Origin of the sequence: Winkia neuii subsp. neuii DSM 8576 (assembly GCF_000420405.1) — a bacterium.
GTDB classification, from domain to species: Bacteria; Actinomycetota; Actinomycetes; order Actinomycetales; family Actinomycetaceae; genus Winkia; species Winkia neuii.
Genome location: NZ_ATUW01000001.1, coordinates 348,366 through 367,800 on the forward strand (window position 1 = coordinate 348,366; position 19,435 = coordinate 367,800).

17 protein-coding genes are annotated in these 19,435 nt (G+C 56.8%); 14 read left to right on the plus strand and 3 right to left on the minus strand.

What is annotated here, in order from left to right; all coding sequences use genetic code 11:
* Window positions 1-184: 184 nt before the first annotated feature.
* From G437_RS0101565 to G437_RS0101595, 7 genes are all read left to right on the plus strand, one after another.
* On the plus strand, window positions 185-2,563 hold the full coding sequence (locus tag G437_RS0101565) for a transglycosylase domain-containing protein (protein WP_024330848.1): 2,379 nt from the start codon (window positions 185-187) through the stop codon (window positions 2,561-2,563).
* 152 nt (window positions 2,564-2,715) lie between these two features.
* The gene (gene rpsF / locus G437_RS0101570) at window positions 2,716-3,003 is read left to right on the plus strand and encodes a 30S ribosomal protein S6 (RefSeq protein ID WP_024330849.1); all 288 of its coding nucleotides are present in this window, start codon (window positions 2,716-2,718) and stop codon (window positions 3,001-3,003) included.
* 29 nt (window positions 3,004-3,032) lie between these two features.
* Window positions 3,033-3,629 carry a single-stranded DNA-binding protein gene (locus G437_RS0101575; RefSeq protein WP_024330850.1) on the plus strand — a complete coding sequence of 199 codons (597 nt, stop codon included), beginning with the start codon at window positions 3,033-3,035 and terminating at the stop codon, window positions 3,627-3,629.
* Window positions 3,630-3,708: 79 nt separating this feature from the next.
* A complete protein-coding gene (gene rpsR, locus G437_RS0101580) occupies window positions 3,709-3,957 on the plus strand; it encodes a 30S ribosomal protein S18 (RefSeq protein WP_004807791.1) in 249 nt (82 codons plus the stop codon).
* 15 nt (window positions 3,958-3,972) lie between these two features.
* The gene (gene rplI, locus G437_RS0101585; RefSeq protein WP_024330851.1) at window positions 3,973-4,434 is read left to right on the plus strand and encodes a 50S ribosomal protein L9; all 462 of its coding nucleotides are present in this window, start codon (window positions 3,973-3,975) and stop codon (window positions 4,432-4,434) included.
* 373 nt (window positions 4,435-4,807) lie between these two features.
* The gene (locus G437_RS0101590) at window positions 4,808-5,740 is read left to right on the plus strand and encodes an ADP-ribosylglycohydrolase family protein (RefSeq protein WP_024330852.1); all 933 of its coding nucleotides are present in this window, start codon (window positions 4,808-4,810) and stop codon (window positions 5,738-5,740) included.
* A gap of 101 nt (window positions 5,741-5,841) precedes the next feature.
* Entirely contained in the window at window positions 5,842-6,108 is a 267-nt protein-coding gene (locus G437_RS0101595) for a hypothetical protein (RefSeq protein ID WP_024330853.1), read from the plus strand.
* Between the two features lie 3 nt (window positions 6,109-6,111).
* Here the strand turns inward: G437_RS0101595 and G437_RS0101600 are convergent, their stop codons facing one another.
* Window positions 6,112-7,521: an MATE family efflux transporter gene (locus tag G437_RS0101600; protein WP_024330854.1), complete on the minus strand. Its 1,410-nt coding sequence runs from the start codon at window positions 7,519-7,521 to the stop codon at window positions 6,112-6,114.
* Between the two features lie 252 nt (window positions 7,522-7,773).
* Between G437_RS0101600 and dnaB the strand changes: the two genes are divergently transcribed.
* From dnaB to G437_RS0101620, 3 genes are all read left to right on the plus strand, one after another.
* On the plus strand, window positions 7,774-9,111 hold the full coding sequence (gene dnaB / locus G437_RS0101605) for a replicative DNA helicase (RefSeq protein WP_024330855.1): 1,338 nt from the start codon (window positions 7,774-7,776) through the stop codon (window positions 9,109-9,111).
* A 312-nt stretch (window positions 9,112-9,423) separates the two neighbouring features.
* Window positions 9,424-10,482: a YeeE/YedE family protein gene (locus G437_RS0101615; RefSeq protein WP_024330856.1), complete on the plus strand. Its 1,059-nt coding sequence runs from the start codon at window positions 9,424-9,426 to the stop codon at window positions 10,480-10,482.
* A gap of 26 nt (window positions 10,483-10,508) precedes the next feature.
* Window positions 10,509-10,802: a sulfurtransferase TusA family protein gene (locus tag G437_RS0101620; RefSeq protein ID WP_024330857.1), complete on the plus strand. Its 294-nt coding sequence runs from the start codon at window positions 10,509-10,511 to the stop codon at window positions 10,800-10,802.
* Window positions 10,803-10,860: 58 nt separating this feature from the next.
* On the opposite strand, the gene G437_RS0101625 is transcribed toward G437_RS0101620, so the two are convergent.
* Together G437_RS0101625 and G437_RS0101630 are read right to left on the minus strand one after the other, a co-directional pair.
* Window positions 10,861-12,528, minus strand: coding sequence for a ribulokinase (locus G437_RS0101625; RefSeq protein WP_024330858.1), 1,668 nt, complete (start codon window positions 12,526-12,528; stop codon window positions 10,861-10,863).
* Window positions 12,529-12,536: 8 nt separating this feature from the next.
* Entirely contained in the window at window positions 12,537-13,910 is a 1,374-nt protein-coding gene (locus tag G437_RS0101630) for a sn-glycerol-1-phosphate dehydrogenase (protein WP_024330859.1), read from the minus strand.
* An 850-nt stretch (window positions 13,911-14,760) separates the two neighbouring features.
* On the opposite strand from G437_RS0101630, the gene G437_RS0101635 reads away from it, so the two are divergent.
* The 4 genes from G437_RS0101635 to caiB are packed head-to-tail and all read left to right on the plus strand — an operon-like array spanning window position 14,761 to window position 19,428.
* The gene (locus G437_RS0101635) at window positions 14,761-16,101 is read left to right on the plus strand and encodes an MFS transporter (RefSeq protein WP_024330860.1); all 1,341 of its coding nucleotides are present in this window, start codon (window positions 14,761-14,763) and stop codon (window positions 16,099-16,101) included.
* The gene (locus tag G437_RS0101640; protein WP_024330861.1) at window positions 16,094-17,062 is read left to right on the plus strand and encodes an alpha/beta hydrolase fold domain-containing protein; all 969 of its coding nucleotides are present in this window, start codon (window positions 16,094-16,096) and stop codon (window positions 17,060-17,062) included. The genes G437_RS0101635 and G437_RS0101640 overlap by 8 nt, the downstream gene beginning before the upstream one ends.
* 11 nt (window positions 17,063-17,073) lie before the next feature.
* Window positions 17,074-18,207, plus strand: a complete 1,134-nt coding sequence (caiA, locus tag G437_RS0101645) for a crotonobetainyl-CoA dehydrogenase (RefSeq protein WP_024330862.1) — start codon at window positions 17,074-17,076, stop codon at window positions 18,205-18,207.
* A gap of 9 nt (window positions 18,208-18,216) precedes the next feature.
* Entirely contained in the window at window positions 18,217-19,428 is a 1,212-nt protein-coding gene (gene caiB / locus G437_RS0101650; RefSeq protein ID WP_024330863.1) for an L-carnitine CoA-transferase, read from the plus strand.
* The last annotated feature ends 7 nt before the right edge of the window (window positions 19,429-19,435 follow it).

Sequence of the window (19,435 nt, forward strand, 5' to 3'; positions counted from 1 at the left end):
ATCTAAGAGTAGTCGCTATTATCTGTGTAAAACCTGAGCGTTTACTATTAGTTCTAAAGGAAACCTCCCGCTAGGGGCCTAGGCAGAGCCAGAAAGGCCCGATTGTGGCCAATGACAAGGTTGCGAACCCAATAGAGGCGGTAGGGTAAGAAGTGCTCGAACGGGCATTTTAGAAAGGGGAAACGTGGCGGATCCAAAAAAGGACGGGCCGGGTAAACTGACTCGCCGCGAACTGCGCCTACGTAGGCAAGGGCGCAGCTTGAACGCTAACGCTTCCGGCGCAACCAGCGCCCCGAAGGCCACTTCGGATCCCAAGCCAGCCCCCAAGTCCTCCCAAAGCACAAGGCGTACTCAACACCCCAAAAGCGGCCAAGGCGCCACGAAAAGTAAGCGCGCAAGCAGCAGCAACAACCCGCCCTCGTACCAACCCAAACGCAAAACCAGCGCAGTTAGGTCCGATAGGGCAGTACAAAAACGCAACCAGAAGGCCAGGCGGACCTGGCCGAAACGGCTGGGAATCGGGCTGCTCGGCACCTTCCTACTAGGCATCATCGCAGCTGGATGCACCTTCCTAGTGGCATACGCAACAATGGACATACCCGGGCCCGACAAACTGGCGCAGGCGCAAACCTCCACAGTTTACTTCGCCGACGGCAAAACCGAGATGGGCAAATTCCAAACCCAAAACCGCCAAATCATCGACGCCAGCAAACTACCCGACTACATTGGGCAAGCGGTAGTTGCCTCCGAAGATTCCACGTTCTTCGAAAATAACGGCATCGACGTCAAAGGCATCGGCCGCGCCCTAATAAACAACCTATTGGGCAGGCCCCGCCAAGGCGCATCCACGCTTTCGCAACAGTACGTAGAAAACTACTACACCGGCTCCACCTCAAACGAACACGGCATCCGCGCCTACTTCGCCAAATTCAAAGAAACCATTTTGGCGCTGAAGATAAACCGCGAACAATCAAAAGACCAGATCCTAGGCAACTATCTGAACACAATCTACTGGGGCCGAGGAGCATACGGCATTGAGGCTGCCGCCCACGCCTACTTCAACAAGCCAGCCGCCGAACTAACCCCCTCAGAGGCCGCGCTACTAGCAGGAATCATTCCCGCGCCCTCCTCATGGGACCCCGCAATTGACCAGAATATGGCCCACAAACGTTGGGACCGCGTAGTCGACCGCCTAGTAAAAGACAACTGGATCCGTGCCGACGAAGCCGAAAAAATGGCCTTCCCCAAAGCTGCCGCCCCGCAGGCAGTACAGCCGTCACTAACCGGCACAAACGGGTACCTCTTGGCTCACGTGCGCCAAGAGCTGCGCTCCAAAGCCGGCTACAGCGACGAACAAATCGACACCATGGGCATGCAGATAGTCACCACTATCCAACCCGACCGGCAAAAGGCGGCAGTTGACGCGGTAAACAACCTACCCGCCGACAGGCCAAAAACGCTGCGCACAGGCCTCGTCTCAGTCGACCCCGAAACTGGGGCGATCGTAGCCGAATACGGCGGAGCCGACTTCCAAAAAGTACAGCGCTCAGCAGCCTTCCAAGACAACGCCATGGCAGGGTCCACCTTCAAGCCCTTCGCCCTAATCGCCGCACTGCAAAACGGCGACAGCATCTACTCGAGCGTCGACGGCTCTTCCCCACTAGCGCTAGGAGCCGGAAAAGTCTCCAACTACGCCTCCATCTCGTTCGGGCCCGTCACTTACAAAAAAGCAACCCAATATTCCATCAACACCGCCTACGTGCGCATAAACCAAAAAGTTGGGCCCGCGACCACAAAACAAGTTGCAATCGACGCCGGCTACCCGCAAGACACCCCCGGCCTAGACGAATCGCCCACAAACGTGCTGGGTTCGTCCTCGCCGCACACAGTCGACATCGCCACCGCATATTCCACAATTGCCTCGCGGGGAATACGCCGCGACGCCCACATTGTCGACCAGGTCAAAGACAAAGCCTCGGATGTGCTCTACAAGGCAGACACCGCAGGTAAGCGTGTATTCGACGAAGACATAATGGACCAGACCACCGAAGCACTCCAATCCGTAGTGCAAGGCGGATCCGGCGACAAAGCCCTAGCCCTAGGCAGGCCCGCCGCAGCCAAAACCGGTTCGTCAGAAGAGAACCGTTCCGCCCAATTCGCAGGTTTCGTACCGCAACTAGTAACCGTCGTCTCCATGTACCAGGTAGGCGAAGATGGTTCCGAACAGTCCATCACCCCCTTCGGCGGCGTAGGTGAGGTTACAGGCTCCACCTGGCCTGCACAAGTGTGGACCTGGTACATGCAAGACGCTCTAGCAAACACTCCGGTCGAACAATTCGAGGGCTGGCAGGCACCCCAATCCAGGCGTGCGCCTGCACCCGCCCCGGCCCCAGCCCCTAGGCAGCAGAGCCCACGTTCAGAAGAGGCCAGCCCTTCGCCCTCGGAAGAAAATGAGCGGGAAGAAGTCCAAGAAGAGTCCCCCCACGAGGAGGGGCAAAAACACAAAGAACAGCGCAACCAACCCGCCCCCGCGCCCTCGGAAGAAAAACAAAACAGGCAATAGTGTGGCGGGCCTCGCCCGCAAAAAGGGTAGAGGTGGCGCGAAGATCCAGCTAAACTGTGTATCTGGCAACTTTGCACCCGCAAAGCGGCCAACGCAGACCCTCCTGTCACGGAAAGACCGTGACCGCTCAGACCAAAGGAGGTGGGTTATCAATGCGTGAGTACGAACTCATGGTCATCCTGGACCCGCAGCTAGACGAGCGTGCAGTCCCTGCATCCATGGAAAAAGTCACCAAAGTTGTAACCAACAATGGTGGCACCGCCGAAGTTGACGTGTGGGGCAAGCGCCGCTTGGCCTACGAAATTCTAAAGCACTCCGAAGGCATCTACGTGGTTATCAAACTGAAGACCACGCCCGCGGACGCCAAAGAACTCGACCGTCAGCTCACTTTGAACGAAAGCGTTCTTCGTACCAAGCTGATGCGCTTGGACACCAAGTAGTAACCCAGTAGAACCAAAACGGAGGAATCATGGCCGGAGACACCGTAATTACGGTAGTAGGAAACCTAACCGCCGATCCGGAACTCAGGTTCACGGCATCAGGGGCGCCAGTGGCGTCCTTCACGATCGCCTCCACCCCCCGCCGGTACAACCGCCAGTCAGGGCAGTGGGAAGATGGCGAAGCCCTCTTCATGCGCTGCTCACTGTGGCGCCAAGCAGCCGAAAACGCTGCCGACTCGCTACAAAAAGGCATGCGCGTAATCGCGCAAGGTCGGTTGCAGCAGCGCTCATACGAAACCCGTGAGGGTGAAAAGCGCACTGTCGTCGAAATGCAAGTAGACGAAATCGGCCCGTCCCTAACCTTCGCCACAGCCCGCGTCGAGCGCTCCCAACGCGGAGGCTCCGGCTTCAGCGGTGGTGGCCAAGGCGGCTACGGCGGCCAGCAAAACCAGGGCGGCTACGGCCAAAACCAAGGCCAGCCCCAAAACTATGGCCAGCAAAACCAGGGACAAGGTTTCGGTTCAAACGCAGGTTACAACGCGCCAACGGGTGGTTCTCCCGAAGACCCATGGAGCACCGGCGGTGCACAAGCCGGCTCCAGCTTCGACGAAGCACCCCCGTTCTAAAGCGCTGGGCCTAGAGCCCATTTCCAGGATTTTGCCCCACTAGGGGCTGCCGCAAGGCAAATGACCATAAGGAGAAGGCATGGCAAGGCAGCAAAAGGCTCGCACTGTTAAGCCAATTAAAAAGAAGGCGAACCCGTTCCGGGGCGTCGAAAATGTAGTAATCGATTACAAAGACACCGCACTATTGCGCAAGTTCATCTCGGACCGCGGCAAAATCCGCGCCCGCCGCGTGACCGGTGTCTCCGTACAGCAGCAGCGTCTAATCGCTAAGGCCGTCAAGAACGCCCGCGAAGTTGCTCTGCTTCCGTACTCGTCATCCGGCCGCTGATAGGAGGGGAACACAATGGCAGCACAGACAAAAGTTGTACTAAACGCCGACGTCCCCAACCTGGGCGTCACCGGTGACGTTGTAACTGTTCGCGCAGGATACGCTCGTAACCTGCTGTTCCCGCGCAACCTGGCCTCCAAGTGGACCCCGGGTGCACAGCGCCAGATCGACCAGATGCAGGCCGCTCGCCGCAAGCGCGAAATCGCCTCCATCGACGATGCGCGCGCGGTACGCGACGCATTGCAGGGCTCCGAGGGCGTTGCCATCACCAAGAAGGCAACTGACACCGGTCGCCTATTTGCGTCCGTGTCCAACTCCGAGATCGCGGAAGCGGTCAAGGAACAGCTCGGCCAGAGCATCGATCGTCGCGGCGTCTCTTGGGAAGCCCCGATCAAGACCACCGGCACCTTCAAGGTGAACGTTTCCCTTCACCCCGAGGTCAACGCGACCTTGGTTGTAAAGGTTGACGGCGAATAGTTTCTATTCAGCCCTATGGCCCGCCGCGCCCCGTGCGTAGCGGGCCATTTTGCTAACCCCGAATCGGGAAATACCCCCTTATCGCTCACCTAGCGTTTCCCACATTCCCTTAACGCCCTTGCCCTTGTGCTTCGCGCAACGGTCGTTCGGTGGCCAGGTTGTGCAAGTGGTGTGTGCTCTTGCCCTTGTGCTTCGCGCAACGGTCGTTCGGTGGCCAGGTTGTGCAAGTGGTGTGCGTTCTTGCCCTTGTGCTTCGCGCAAATGCCCGACCGCACCCAGAGCGCACACCACTTGCACAAGGCCCAAATGCGATGCGTAGCCGCCCTTTGCGGAACTCTGCGCCTGGCTTTTCATACGTCGATATTATGAAGGCATGGATGAGGCTGTGATCTCTAGAGGGCAAGGCGCCCTGCTTGGCCAACTCGTTGGCGACGCGTTCGGCGCTCAAATGGAATTCATGACTCCCAAAGAAGTAAAGGACCGGTTCGCAGGTAACCGCCTGATGGGGCCATCTGCCATACACGGCACTATAGCCGGGCAGCTTACGGACGACTCCGAAATGGCGCTGTCGTTGGCCCATTCAATCGTCGATTCAGGAGAATACTGCGCGGCGGCAGCCTTTTCTGCATATCAAGAATGGGGGCACTCCCAGCCGTTCAGCATGGGTATGGCCACCCGTTCCGCCCTCGCCGGCGCGCCCTCAAACGAAACCCAGGCGAACGGGGCCCTCATGCGCATCAGCCCGCTAGGCGTATACGGCTGGCACGCGCCCCTGCACAAGGTGGGCACCTGGGCCGCCACCGATGCCGCCTTGACCCACCCTAACGCGATCACACGTGCCTCAAACTGCCTATATGCCATGGCAATCGCCCTCGGTGTACGTGGCCACAACGCCCAAAGCATCTACCGGAGCGCACTCAGCTGGGCGCAAGAAATGCGCGTACCCGAGCCTGTGGCCGCGGCCCTGCGGCGGGCTCACAACAGAATGCCCGAAGATTTCATGACCCACCAGGGCTGGGTGCTGATAGCCCTGCAAAATGCGTTCTACCAGTTGTTGCATGCTAGCTCGGGCGAGGACGCCATCCGCACGAGCGTTTTGCAGGGCGGGGACACAGACACAAACGCTGCCATAGCCGGGGCCTTAGTAGGGGCCGCCGGAGCCAGTTTTCCGCCCTCGTGGGTGCAAGTGGTATTAGAGGCCGAACCGGACCAGGCCAGCGCCCACCCTCGGCCTGTGCGCCTGTGGGGGGCCAACGTGCTAGTACTTGCTGAACAGCTGGTTCGGGCGGGCGAAAAGGTAAAATAGTTGCTGCGCAATTGTGTATAACGGCATCATAATGCCGAAAAGTTGCGACCCATCACCCCCCCCGTTTTAGGATGCTGGCGTATCGATCCAAGGGAGGAAACATGACACGCAGCAACGTAAACCGGAACAACCAGGACGCCTCTTCATTACTACTGAAAATTGGCATCGGCATCTATATTTTTTCGTTGCTGGTCCGCACGCTAGGGTCACACCTGATGAGCTGGGGCGCCAACCAAGTAGGCTCCGCCAAACCACTGGGTGCGGTAGTCAGCTTTCTAATAGGGGAATTGCAAGCACTCTCCCTGCCCACAGTAGCCACCTTGTGCATAATCGCGGCAATTGTAATCCGCACCTGCTGGCGCCGATAACCGCTAGGCCTCGGCGTTCTCCATCCACTTGCTGCCCCTAGCCCGGATGGCCAGAACCACGGCGCGAGCTCCAAACATGATCGCCGCATACCCGACCCACACCCACAGCAGGTTCAAACCTGCATGGTTGCCAGCCAGTATCCACCCGTACGAGGGCGCCTCAGCGGGCAGATCTTGGCCGCCCACCAATGCTGCAGACCAAGTATTGCCGAAGTGGGCTATGGCTAGGGCTGCGGGGGCGTAAACTGCCAGCACCACAACGTAGGAGGCGGCCATGTACTTCGAATCGTTAGCCCCTATCAGTACTCCGTCAAGCATGTAAACCACTCCGGCTAGCGGCTGCATCAGACCCGCCATGATCAGGCCTACCGCCGTAGCCATAAGCACTTGGTTGTCAGAAGAATAGATCCGCCCGATGAGTGGGGATCCGGCGATAATAATTACCCCTAGTACAACGCCCACACCGGCGCCCCACGCCAGGCAGCGCCCCAACACTGCTCTGACGCGGCTAAAATTGCCGGTCCCTAGCGCGTGCCCCGTCAGGGCCTGCGCTGCAATAGCCAGGGCATCCAGGCTGAAAGACGACAGTGCCCAAATAGAATTAATCACCTGATGGGAAGCCAACGTTAGGTCGCCCAGCCGGGTGGCAGCACTGACTGTGAGCACCCCGCAAAGTTGTAGCGCCAGTGACCTGACTAATAACGGCAACCCAGAAAAACCAGATTTGCGGATACCACTTATTGACGGACGTACGGATACGCCCTCGCGCCTGGCCCCACGGTAAACAATCAGGCACAACGCTACTGCCATGCCGGTCTGTGCCAACGCCGTGCCAATGCCGGCGCCGCGAATGCCTAAGTCAACCCCGTAAATTAGGGTGGCGTTCAAACAAACGTTAGCGAGGGCGCCCAGCGTGGCCACTACGAACGGAGTGCGAGTGTTCAGCATGCCGCGCAAAGTTCCAGTGGCCGCCATGACGGTGAGCATCGAAATCAAACCGGGGGCAGCCGCCCTCAGGTAAATTCCCGCATGCCCGGAGGCGGCAGCAGAAGCGCCGAAAAGTGAGGCCAACTGGGGGGCAAAAATTGCTAGCACTAGCGCTAGCAGTAATCCCACTCCGGCCGCCAGCCACATGCCATCCACGCCTCCGCGTAGCGCCCCCTTCTTGTCTCCCGCACCTAAACGTCTCGAGGTGAGTGCGGTGGTGGTGTAGGCAAGGAAGATACACATGCCCACAAACAGGTTCAAGATGGTGGTTCCCACGGCCATGCCGGCAAGCTGGGCAGTTCCCAGGTGTCCGACCATGGCTGAATCGGCCATGGTCATAAGGGGTTCCGCAATGAGTGCGCCGAGGGCGGGAATCGCCAACTCTAGAATTTGCCGGTTGAGCGTCTTCGGGCGAGGCTTGTCCACTTTTCCTCCGAAATCTTTTTATCCACAGCCTGTGGGTAAACCTGTGGACTTTTTGGCCGGTGAAAGCCGGTTTACCTGTTTTACTGTGGATTTGTGGTTATTTTTGTCCACACTGTATCCACAGGAGGTGGGGATTTGTCCCCAAGGACTCCACAATAGTGCCGAGCTTATCCACATGCCAGCCGAAGCCAGCTTGGTTTTTGCCGCCGCCTGTTCGATACTTAGACGGAGTATGTTCGCTTAGGGGGTTGCATGGCAGACGAGTCCGCATACGATCGCGTTCCGCCTCACGATAACGACGCGGAGCAGTCGGTTTTGGGGGCCATGTTGCTCTCAAAAGATGCGATCGCCGACGTCACCCAAGAAATGCGGGCTTCGGATTACTACGCACCCAAGCACGAAATAATTCACAACGCGATCATCGATCTGTATGGGCGCGAGGAACCGGCCGACGCGGTTACCGTGGCCGCAGAGCTAGAACGCAAGGGCGACCTGAATAGAGTTGGGGGAGCCCCCTATCTGCACACGCTAACTACAGCTGTGCCTACCGCAGCTAACGCCAACTACTACGCCCGCATCGTTCGCGAAAAAGCGCAGTTGCGTTCGTTGGTAGACGTGGGTACCCGTATTGTGCAGTTGGGTTATTCTGCCGAGGGCGGGGATCCAGCCGAGATCATCAACACGGCTCAAAGTGAAATTTATGCGGTCACCTCTAACCGTACTGCCGAAGACTATGTGCCAATTTCTGATGCGATCGAGCCGCTCGTCGAAGAGCTGGAGGCAATCGAGAACAACAAGGGTGAAGCGCAGGGTGTGCCCACGGGATTCCACGACCTCGACCGCCTGCTAGGGGGGTTGCACGAAGGGCAGATGATTATCGTGGCTGCGCGTCCGGCAATGGGTAAGTCCACCTTAGCGCTCGATTTTTGCAGGTCGGCCTCAATTCACCACGGGGTAGCGTCGGTGATCTTCAGCTTGGAAATGTCGCGTGGGGAAATTGCTATGCGCATGCTTTCGGCCGAGGCGCGCGTACCTATGGCGAAGATGCGCCGCGGCGAAATGGAACGCCAGGACTGGGTTAAGATTGCCGAAGTTATTGGTAAAACTGACGAGGCGCCGCTGTTTATTGACGATTCGCCAAACATGTCCATGACCGAGATTAGGGCAAAGTGTCGCCGTTTGAAACAGCAGCACAACCTTGGCTTGATCGTAGTCGACTACCTGCAGTTGATGACTTCCGGCAGGGCTGTGGAGTCGCGCCAACAGGAAGTGTCCGAATTTTCGCGTTCGTTGAAGCTGCTGGCGAAGGAATTGGGCGTGCCGGTAATTGCGGTTGCCCAGCTAAATCGTGGCCCCGAGCAGCGCACCGACCACAAACCCATGATGGCCGACCTGCGCGAATCAGGTTCGTTGGAGCAGGATGCCGACGTAATTATGCTTCTACACCGCCCGGAAGCTTACGAAGAAGATAATCGCCCAGGTGAAGCCGACATTATTGTTGCCAAACACCGTAACGGTTCCACTGGAACAATAGCGGTGTCCTTCTTGGGGCACTATGCTTCTTTCGCATCGCTAGGCCCCGAAGCATAATCCGTTAATCTCAAATAGTAAATACCTTATTGCGCGGGGATTTTTGTGAATGGTATAAAAAAATCACCCTATTTATCTAGCAAAGGGAATTTCATGCGTGCTGATTTCGCCTCCCCAACACTGATTGCCGCGGCCACCTGCCAGGCAGCCATGTGTATGCGCGTTTCAGCTGCGCACATGTGTTTGATGCGCACCTCGCGCTAACCATTTTTCGCCCTCAGCCCAGGCGTCGATTGGGGCTTTTCCAACTCTGTTACCTATTCCCAGAGTTATACCGTTTTTATTTTCTTTTCCATTCTCAGGGAGAAAACTATGCTTATTTCCGGACTAATTGTCGGAATTCTTCTAGGATTTATTTTCCAACGCGGACGATTTTGTGTAACCGGAGCTTTCCGAGACGTTTGGCTATCGGGCTCCACCAGATGGATCAAAGCCTTCTTACTGGCCATTGCTCTGCAGTCCATTATCGTCACTGCGCTGGCAGGATTGGGCGTAATTAGCCCCGAGGTTGACAAATTCGCGCCCCTGGCAGTAGCGGGCGGTTCCCTGCTGTTCGGACTCGGCATTATTTTGTCGGGCGGCTGCGCTACCGGCACCTATTACAGGGCCGGGGAAGGCCTAGTGGGCTCCTGGATCGCCCTGGTGCTGTACGCCCTCTCGTCCTCGGCGTTCAAATTTGGGTTGGGCTCGAACCTTACCAAGGTTCTTCGCGGCCAAACCGTAGAAGCAACCACTATCTACAAAACCCTAGGCGTACCCTGGTGGTCGCTAACTTTGCTACTTTCCGTGGCAGTGGCATATTTGTTGGCCCGGGAAATTGGTGCCAGCGCCCCCCTTGCTGAACTTCCCGCCAAAAAGACGGGCATTGCTCACTTCCTCTTTGAAAAGAAATGGCACCCCTTCTTCACCGCCACTTTGGTAGGTCTTATCGCCGCCGCCGCTTTCCCCCTGTCTGCAGCCACGGGACGCAATGCTGGCCTGGGAATCACCACGCCCTCCGCAAAACTAATCCAATTTCTAACCACCGCTGACACCAGCTACATAGACTGGGGCGTGCTTTTGATACTGGGCCTCATCCCCGGTTCCTACCTGGCAGCTAAAGCTTCCGGCGAATTCCGAGTGCGCGTGCCAGATGCCTCCACCGCAATCCGCGCAGTCTGGGGCGGCCTGCTAATGGGCTCGGGCGCAGTGCTCGCAGGCGGGTGCAACATAGGCAACTCCCTAGTGGACACCGCCCTCTTCGGCTGGCAGGGATGGACCGCCTTCCTGTTCACCTTCCTAGGTGTCGGCCTAGGTGCCCGCCTGTTCGTGCAGACTCACAAGCGAGCCGGTGCCGCCCCCGTCGAAATTCCCGCCCCGCAAAACGCGTAAACGACGCAATTACAGAAAGAAGAAAAATGAGCTTTCTAGGAATCAAATTCCCCACCAGGGAAACCAGAAAAACCCCCGTACTTACCGGCTCTGAAAAGAACTACAGGCTGGACGCGCTCGGGCAAGTATGTCCGTTCCCTCTGGTAGAAGCCAAAAAGGCAATCGAAAAATTAGCTAGCGGCGACCAGTTGCAGATCGATTTCGACTGCACCCAAGCCACTGATTCAATTCCTGCCTGGGCAGCCAAAGCAGGCCACCAGGTAACCGCGTTTGAACAGACTGGCGACGCCTCCTGGACTATCACCTTGCGCAAAGCGTAGGTGTTGCGGAAAAGTGGGCGGCCGGGTCCCGGGGGGAGGCCTGGCCGCCCACGTATAACTAGGCGCTTTTTACACTGTTGCGCAGCGCTCGCAAACCGTGCATGACCTGGGTATTTTCCCGGCCGAAATAGTCGTGCAAGGCCTGGTAGGTTTCGTACAACTTGCGGTAGGGCTCAACATTTTCTGGCTTAGGCTTGTACTTGGCCTTCACCTTTTTCCCCATCGCGGCTGCGGCCTGGTAAACATCCTGGTAGGCGCCGGCTGCCACGGCGGCAAAAATGGCCGAACCCAACGCTCCCGCCTGCTCTGTGGCAGAAACCGAAATTGGCAGCCCGGTCACGTCTGCGTAACCCTGCGTGTAAATCGGGTTCTTCAGCAGTCCGCCCGCGATCACGACCTCGTTTATCTGCACCCCGTGTGCAACGAAATTGTCAATTATTGTTTTCCCACCAAAAATGGAAGCTTCGATCAGCGCCCTGTAAATGTCCTCCGGCCTGGTAGCTAGAGTCTTGCCCAACACCATTCCCGAAAGGCGCGGATCAGAAAGAATTGACCTATTGCCGTTGTGCCAGTCGAGGGCGACCAAACCGTGTTCGCCAACCTTCTGCTTCAGTGCCTTCTGGGTTAGCAGCTCGTGCACGTCAATCCCCTGAGATTCTGCTTCTTCGTAGTAGCGCAGGGGCACGAAGGTGTCTTTGAACCAGCCGAAAATATCCCCAACTGCCGTTTGTCCGGCCTCATAACCCCATTTTCCGGGGCAAATACCGCCGTCAACCGTGCCGAACACGCCGGGCACAAAGTGGAAATCCTTGTCGGAAACCAACAGAACAGAGGAAGTGCCGGCAATAATAGTCATCACTCCGTCCTCGACAGCATTCACACCGAGGGCGTGGGCGTGAGCGTCGATAGAGCCTGCGCACACGAGCGTGCCCACCTCGAGCCCGGTCCAGTGCGCTGCTTCTTCGCTTAGGCCCCCTACTTTGTCGGCTAGTTCCACGATGGGAGCCGACATTTTTTCTTCGTAAACTCTGCCAAACCCGGGGGCTAAAGCTTCCAAATATTCAGCCGAAGGGTAATGCCCGTCCTGGTAGATGCGCTTGTAACCGGATGGCCCCGCCGACTGCTTGTGCACTCCCGTCAGACGCCAGTTGATCCAATCCATTGCGTCTGTGATCGCACCTGTTGCCCGGTAAACCTCAGGGGCTTTTTCGAACACTTCCAGTGCCTTGGGCAGTAGCAGTTCCGACGAAATGATTCCGCCGTAGCGGGCGAGCCACTTTTCGTTTCGCTTTGCCGCCAGTGATTGAATTCGGTCGGCCTGTTCGGCCGCGCCGTGGTGTTTCCAAAGTTTCACGTAGGCGTGCGGATTGTTGCGAAATTCTTCGTGCTCGCACATGGGGTGGCCGTCTTTGTCGGCAAACACCACGGAGGCGGAAGTGGTGTCGACGCCGAGGGCGATTACGTCTTTGGCGCTGACGCCCGCTTCATTTAGAGCCTGCGGCACAGTGTGCTTTATTGCTTCCAGGTAGTCGAGCGGATTTTGCAGGGCGAAGTCTTCAGGTAGCCGGCGGCCGTCGCCACAATCTAAGGTTTTGTCCATGACGCCGTTGGGGTAGGCGTGCACAGCGGTACCTAACGTTTCGCCGTCAGAAAGGCGAACTACTGCGGCTCGTGCGGAAAGAGTGCCAAAATCTATGCCGACTGTGTAGGTGTGTTCCTTATCCATTTGTTTCCTTATTTTTCCTGGTCGACCGGGTGGCGATGGCGGCCCCAGAACCCTTCCTCGCTGAAGAGGTGGGTAATTGTTGCGTCGAGCGCGCCCAGATCGACCAACACGTCGAAGACGGTGTAGCGGGGGCGAATCATTTGGGCTTGAACGTGGGTCTTGCGGAAGCGGTCCCAGCCGATTTTTATTTGCTCCGGATGGTAGGGGGCTCCTGCAGCTTTTAGATTATCGATGGCTTGTTCAGGGGAAATGAGCTGCTTGCCGCAGGAGGCCTTGATGTTGGCCCAGTTTGCTTTTAGAGTTTGCAAGCGCTCGCGGAGGGCTGCACCTTCAAGATACTTGCCGAGGGTGTGTTTTACGGCAATGTCTTCAATCTTGTCGATGATGTATTCGCGTACGCGCGCTTCGACCTCTTCCTTTGGGCGGGCGGCGGCAACGACTTTTTCGACGTCTAGATTGTCGATGTCCATGGCCAGGAATTCCTGCCACAGTGCCAGCGAGGCTACCGAGCCAACGCCCACTTTCATGCCGTGTGACAGAGGTGGTTCCCAATCCAGACCGTGTCCTTCCATTTCCCAGGTGTGGCTGAATTGGTGCCCTGCACCAGAGGCAGGGCGGGACGAGGAGAGGGCTTGCATTGCGAGCCCGGACATAATGTTGCCCCTGGTGAGGCCGGCGATGGCGGCAGCGTCGCCAGAACCGAGTTCGGCTGGATTGGAGAGGGCTTTTCGCAGGGGCCCTTGTACCAGCGACCAGGTGTAGTGGTCTATGGGTTCTATGCCCAGGCGGTCGGCCAAGATCCAGTCTGCTCCCGCAGGAATTTTTTCGAGCAGGTCCCCGTAGCCGGTGGCGGTAAGCCGTTGGGGGGCGTTAGCAATTACTTTCAGATCGGCGACTAGGCCTGCGGGAGCAGGGCATTCGCGGGTTATCTTGAAGCCGTCGCGGGTGATGGCGGCACCGTAGGCGGCATACCCGTCGACCGAGGCGGCGGTGCACACGTTCATGTAGGGGCGGCCTAGTTCTCCGCTGGCCAGTTTGGAAATGTCGTTGAGGGTGCCTGAGGCGATTGAACAGATAACGGTGTCGGAGAGTCCTTTTAGGTGCTCGCGCACTTTGGATACATTTTGGTAGTCGGCGTATACGGTGGGTTTGCCGGGAAAGATGAGCCGGTCTGCAATCTGTATGTTTTCGGCTTCGAGTGAGGCAACTACTTCCTTGCCTGCTGCAGCAAACGTGTTGTCGTCGGCAACCAGCAACACCTTCTTGCCCGGGAAGAGCTCTTTGAACATTTTTCCGGTCTGGTCTAGTACATCTTGGCCAATTACGATGGCTTTGGTGTCTTTGGCTGTCTTTAGCGCCTTTTGTATCAGGTCTTCGGCCATAACGTTCAGTCTCCTTTGTCTAAACTATTGAGCTGCGTCTCATACACAATCGTACCCGTTGGTAAAACTAACAGGAATAGCTGTTAAACGGAATGAGTAGAGCCGGCTGCAGGGGTGTCGACACACCCGTGACTATTCTGTGGTGGCCAAATACTGCATGTGACGGGGCGTGGGTTGCCGGTCAAAACTGGCCTACTTATTTCTGTTGCAAGAAATAGCTAACTTCCGCATGGACACAGCGAAAGATTCGTTGCAAGCTGCCGCGACGGGGTCTTCCAGCCTTTATTGCGAGGGCGGGGCCCAGTTAGTTTCTGTAGGTCGAAGGGCCTAAACGGGTCTTAAAATCCGGCATAGCACCAGGTGAACCGCTGTTTGGAGGGGGCGTCTGCAAATATAGGCTATATTTTCACCAATGAATTAAAAGGGTTACTAATTACCGGCGCGAAAAGAATAGCTAATCCTCGAGCTTTGAACCACTGTTAAATCCCGGACGTATTTTTTGCAGATATATATCTTTTCATATCTTCTAACGGCAGGAAATTGCGAATCCGGGCATAGTTTACAAATGGTAGAAGTTATAGTCGTTTAAAACGTCTATGCACCAAAGTGCATGCGCTGTTGCACAAATATGCAGGTGCTTCTTTTGCCAGGATAAATAATCCCAGGCCAAAGCCTACTTTGCGGGCTTGTCCGCCGGCTTAGGTGATGGGGACGAACGGCTAAGAAGGTAACGCCACGGGCGTGGTTGAATCGTCAATAAGCGGAGGAATTTGAGGTCCTTATAACCGAAGAATGGTTAGGCCCGATGCAAAGTTGCTCACGTGGGTCAGCTTTAGAGAATAGGAAAAATATGGCTAAGTCCGTAACTGGAGAGAAGAGCGTGGAAGACCTGTCCCGTCTCCACAGGATCTTCCTTTTGGTTCTTGTTTCAATGGGCAGTTCAATTATTTATACGCCCGCCTACTTGAAGAACGTCTTCTACGATCCACTAATAAAGGCTCTGGACGCTACAAACGCGCAGATCGGCCAGCTTCTTGCCGCCTACGCGCTCACGGCCACCATTTGCTACCTGCCCTCGGGAATCGTAGCCGACAAGATCCGCGTGCGTACCCTGTCTTGGGTGGGTTTCATTGGAACTGCCGCGCTTACTTTCGTGTACGCTTTCCTGCCTTCTATCGCCGTGCTCTACATCGTATTCGTAGGTATGGGCGTAACTTCGATTCTTATTTGGTGGGGCGTGCGCTTCAAGCTTGTGCGCCTCATTTCCGAAGAGAGCGAATACTCGCGCAACATCGGCATCTCTTACGGCATTTACGGGGCTGCCGGCCTAATTGTGGGCCTGGTGATTATGTGGATTGTGCAAACCCTTTTTGCCAACTCCACCGTGCAAGGCGTGCGCGCGATGCTGATCTTCCTGGGCGTCATTATTGCCCTCCTCGGCGTATTTTCATACCTTTTCATCCCTCGTTTCAAGGGTGAAATTGACCCCACCAAATCTTCGTTTGACCTGGGTGAAGTGCTTTCCGCACTGAAGAACCCGGTGGTTTGGCTAGCCGCAGGGTGCATGTTCTTCGTGTACTTCTACTACACCGGCATCAACTACACCACCCCCTACTTCAAAGACGTAATGGGCGCCTCCTTGGGAGTCGTCTCGTTTGTGTCAATCGTGCGCACCTACGGTGTCACCTTGCTGTCGGGCCCGATTTTCGGCACCGTCGCAGAAAAAGTGGGCTCGCCCTCGAAAGTAATCGTAGGCGGCTCCGTGGTGGTTGTAGCCGGCCTACTCGGATTTACTGTGCTACCAGCCAAGCCGGCCTCGGCGATAATCGCAGCGGTAATCATGATTGTGCTGGGCTTTTTGGCAAACGGCGTGTTCGGCGTAGTTTCCTCACAGCTTACGGAAGGTAAAGTCCCGCTCACGATCTTCGGCACTGCCACGGGCCTACTGTCGGTAATCGGCTTTTTGCCCGATTCCTTCTCGTCCGTGTGGTTCGGAGCCATGATCGACCACCAGGGTAACGACGCTTACCGCGGCATCTTCCTAATTCTGGCCGCCTCAGCCGTTATTGCCGCACTGTTTGCAGTAGCGCTCCTCATCTACGTTTCTAGGAACAAAGCCAAGCTGGCGGCAGCCCAGGAACAGGCGGCAGAAGCCGTAGTAGAACACGTTCAAGAGGCCACAAATGCCTAACAAGATCAACGTTCCCGCACTGTGGTCCGCCCAGACTGGAGCCGTAGTAGCCAAGCAGCAGGAGTTGGCGGCAGGTGCCTTTGACACCAATCAGTCACTCGAAGCCCTGCGCAGCGCCTACGAAACTGAGCGAGCTTTCTGGAACGAGGGCGGCCCGCAGATGCACGCGCAGCAAACCTATACTGTGGACACGAAATACGGGCAGGTTCCAGTTACGGTGTTCCGACCCGAAGAGGGCGTGCTCCCAGTTATCGTGTTCGCCCACGGGGGCGGATTCACGGTGGGTTCTGTAAACACTCATAACCGGATCACCCGCACATTGGCGGCGCTCACCGGGGCTGCCGTAGTTTCTGTAGACTACACGCTGTCCCCGGAGGCCCACTACCCGCAGCCGGTTGAAGAAATTGTTGCCGTAGTACAGGATCTGCGCCTGCGCGCAGATGAGCTGCACCTAGATACCTCTTCCATTTCCTTCGCGGGCGATTCAGGTGGGGCGAACTTGGTGGCAGGAACCTACCTGCATCTTCGCGAGGTCGAAAAAGATGTTTCAGGCCTGGGCGTGAACCTGTTCTTCTACGGCTACTTTGGTTTAGACGATTCCATATCTGCTCGCCTGCTGGGCGGGGAATGGGACGGCCTTACGGAAGCCGACATCGACTACTACTGGGGGCAATACCTCGGCGCTCAGCCTGCCGCAGACCAGCGCTTCTTCAAGATTGTCGACAACGAGCTAAAAGAAGGATTCTTGCCCTCGTTTATTGCCGCAGCCGACCTCGATCCGCTGCGCGACAACTCCGAACTGCTTTCGCGAATTCTAACCAATGCTGGGATCGCCAACGAATTCCTTCCCGTAGAAGGGGTAATTCACGGCTTCTTACACAATTCCCGACTCCTAGATGCCGCCGGCGACACCATGGAAGCGGCAGCCAAGTTTTACAAAAAGCACGTCATTCACAACTAGAAAGAAAGAACATGGATTTTTCTCTCACTGACGAACAGCAACTCATGGTTGATGGGTTCACCGAATTGATGAACTCGCGCAACTGGGAAACCTACTTCCACGACTGCGACGAGAAGCATGAATATCCCGAAGAATGGGTAAAGGCCATCTGCGACCTGGGCTTCGACCGCATCCTGCTGCCGGAAGAATACGACGGCTTCGGCGCTGATTGGACCACCCTCTGTGCAGCCTACGAGGCACTTGGCCGCGCCGGTGGCCCCACCTACGTGCTGTATCAACTGCCCGGCTGGGACACAGTCATCCGCGAAGGTACCGAAAAGCAAAAGGAAACCATCCTCAAGTTTGTAGGTTCCGGCAAGCAGATGCTGAACTACGCGATGACCGAACCGTCGGCAGGTTCGTCCTGGGACGACATGCGCACAACCTACACTCGCAAAAACGGCAAGGTCTACCTGAACGGTCACAAAACCTTCCAGACCTCCGCAATGCACGTTCCCTACATGATCGTCATGGCCCGCAACAGCGAAGACATGTCGGTCTACACCGAATGGTTCGTCGACATGTCCAAGGAGGGCATCACCCGCGAACCGTTGAACAAGCTGGGCCTGCGGATGGACTCCTGCGCCGAAATCTACTTCGACAACGTGGAACTAGAAGAAGAAGACCTCTTCGGCACTGAGGGCAACGCCTTCATGCGCGGCGTAAAGGACTTCGACCTCGAACGCTACCTGGTAGCCCTGACCAACTACGGGCAGGCCTACTGCGCCTTCGAAGATGCCGCCAAGTACGCCAACCAGCGCGTCCAAGGTGGCCAGGCAATTGCTCGCCACCAGCTGATCCAAGAGAAATTTGCGGACATGAAGGTTGCCCTAACCAACATGCGCAACATGCTGTACGAAATTGCCTGGAAGCAGGAAAATGGTCTGCTCGGACGCGGCGACTGCTCCATGGCAAAGTACTACTGCTCGCACGCCTCCTTCCAGGTTGTCGACTCTGCCCTGCAGGTGCTGGCAGGCGTAGGCATTACCGGCGAACACCGCGTTCAGCGCTTCTATCGCGACCTGCGCGTGGACCGCGTCTCCGGTGGCACCGACGAAATGATGATCCTCACCGCCGGCCGCGCAGCACTGCGCGAATACCGCTAAGGAGCAGCCATGTTGCCAACTGAAAAACCCTCATTTGGCCCCCTAGACGACGTAAAGGTCGTCTTCTCGGCTGTAGAAATTGCCGCCCCCACCGCCGCAGGCCTCATGGCCGAATGGGGCGCCGACGTCACCTGGATGGAAAACATTTGGACTGGCGATTCGATGCGCGACACCAAGTGGGTCAAAGAAATGGAACGGCGCAACATGCGCTCCATCTCGATGCACCCCTTTAGCGACGAAGGTAAGGAAGTACTGCTCGCCCTCGTCAAAGACGCAGACATCTTCATCGAATCCTCTAAGGGCCCGGTGTGGGCTCGCAAGGGAATAACTGACGAAGTGCTGTGGGAGGTCAACCCCGACCTGGTCATAGTCCACGTTTCTGGTTTCGGCCAGAACGGCGATCCGGAACGGGTGAACTCTGCCGCCTACGATCTAACCGTCGCCGCCTACGCAGGCATCATCGCGCAAAACGGTACCCCCGAACAGCCGATGAACATTGCCCCCTACTCGGTGGACTACTTCAACTCCCTGATGGTTGTTTCGTCCTCGCTGGCTGCACTGCACAAGGCTCGCGCCACCGGACAGGGCGAAAGCATCGACCTGGCAATGTACGAAACCATGATGCGCATCGGGTCCTACTACCTGATGGACTACATGAACGAGGGGATCGTCTGGCCGCGTCCCGGCAACCGCCACCAGAACCTGTGCGCAATCGGCGAATGGGAATGCAAAGACGGCTACATCGGCCTTTGCGTCTACGGCGTGCCGCAGAACAAGTACCTGCTGGAAACGATCGGGTTGGGCTACTTGTGGGGAACCGAAGAATACCCCGAGGACACCTCGGCCCTGTGGCTCAACGGCCCCAAGGCGGATCTGATCCAGCAGAAACTCACCGAATACCTGAAGACGCAGAACAAGAAGGATGTGGAGCGCGACTTCACAGCCCACAAGATCGCAGCTCAGGTTGTCAACGAGTTCGAAGAGGTAGTCAAGCAGGAGCACATGCACCAGCGCGGTGTCTTCACCGAATGGGAAAACGGCGACGGCGAAAAGATCAAGGGCATCGGCATCTTCCCCAAATTTGCCAACAACCCGGGCCGTCAGTGGCGCCCCATGCCGAAGCTTGGCGAGGACACCCGCTACCTCTTGGAGCGGGCCGGCTTCAGCGAAGAAAAAATCAACCAATTCAAAGAATCCGGCAAGATCAAGTTTGCCGAGTAAGGAGAGC

Excerpts from the sequence above, each read along its gene's own strand:
- caiA (WP_024330862.1), top strand. The coding sequence starts at position 17,074 with ATGGATTTTTCTCTCACTGACGAACAGCAACTCATGGTTGATGGGTTC.
- rpsF (WP_024330849.1), top strand. The coding sequence starts at position 2,716 with ATGCGTGAGTACGAACTCATGGTCATCCTGGACCCGCAGCTAGACGAG.
- caiB (WP_024330863.1), top strand. The coding sequence starts at position 18,217 with ATGTTGCCAACTGAAAAACCCTCATTTGGCCCCCTAGACGACGTAAAG.
- G437_RS0101640 (WP_024330861.1), top strand. The coding sequence starts at position 16,094 with ATGCCTAACAAGATCAACGTTCCCGCACTGTGGTCCGCCCAGACTGGA.
- dnaB (WP_024330855.1), top strand. The coding sequence starts at position 7,774 with ATGGCAGACGAGTCCGCATACGATCGCGTTCCGCCTCACGATAACGAC.
- G437_RS0101575 (WP_024330850.1), top strand. The coding sequence starts at position 3,033 with ATGGCCGGAGACACCGTAATTACGGTAGTAGGAAACCTAACCGCCGAT.
- G437_RS0101620 (WP_024330857.1), top strand. The coding sequence starts at position 10,509 with ATGAGCTTTCTAGGAATCAAATTCCCCACCAGGGAAACCAGAAAAACC.
- G437_RS0101590 (WP_024330852.1), top strand. The coding sequence starts at position 4,808 with ATGGATGAGGCTGTGATCTCTAGAGGGCAAGGCGCCCTGCTTGGCCAA.
- rpsR (WP_004807791.1), top strand. The coding sequence starts at position 3,709 with ATGGCAAGGCAGCAAAAGGCTCGCACTGTTAAGCCAATTAAAAAGAAG.
- G437_RS0101625 (WP_024330858.1), bottom strand. The coding sequence starts at position 12,528 with ATGGATAAGGAACACACCTACACAGTCGGCATAGATTTTGGCACTCTT.
- G437_RS0101615 (WP_024330856.1), top strand. The coding sequence starts at position 9,424 with ATGCTTATTTCCGGACTAATTGTCGGAATTCTTCTAGGATTTATTTTC.
- G437_RS0101635 (WP_024330860.1), top strand. The coding sequence starts at position 14,761 with ATGGCTAAGTCCGTAACTGGAGAGAAGAGCGTGGAAGACCTGTCCCGT.
- G437_RS0101595 (WP_024330853.1), top strand. The coding sequence starts at position 5,842 with ATGACACGCAGCAACGTAAACCGGAACAACCAGGACGCCTCTTCATTA.
- rplI (WP_024330851.1), top strand. The coding sequence starts at position 3,973 with ATGGCAGCACAGACAAAAGTTGTACTAAACGCCGACGTCCCCAACCTG.
- G437_RS0101630 (WP_024330859.1), bottom strand. The coding sequence starts at position 13,910 with ATGGCCGAAGACCTGATACAAAAGGCGCTAAAGACAGCCAAAGACACC.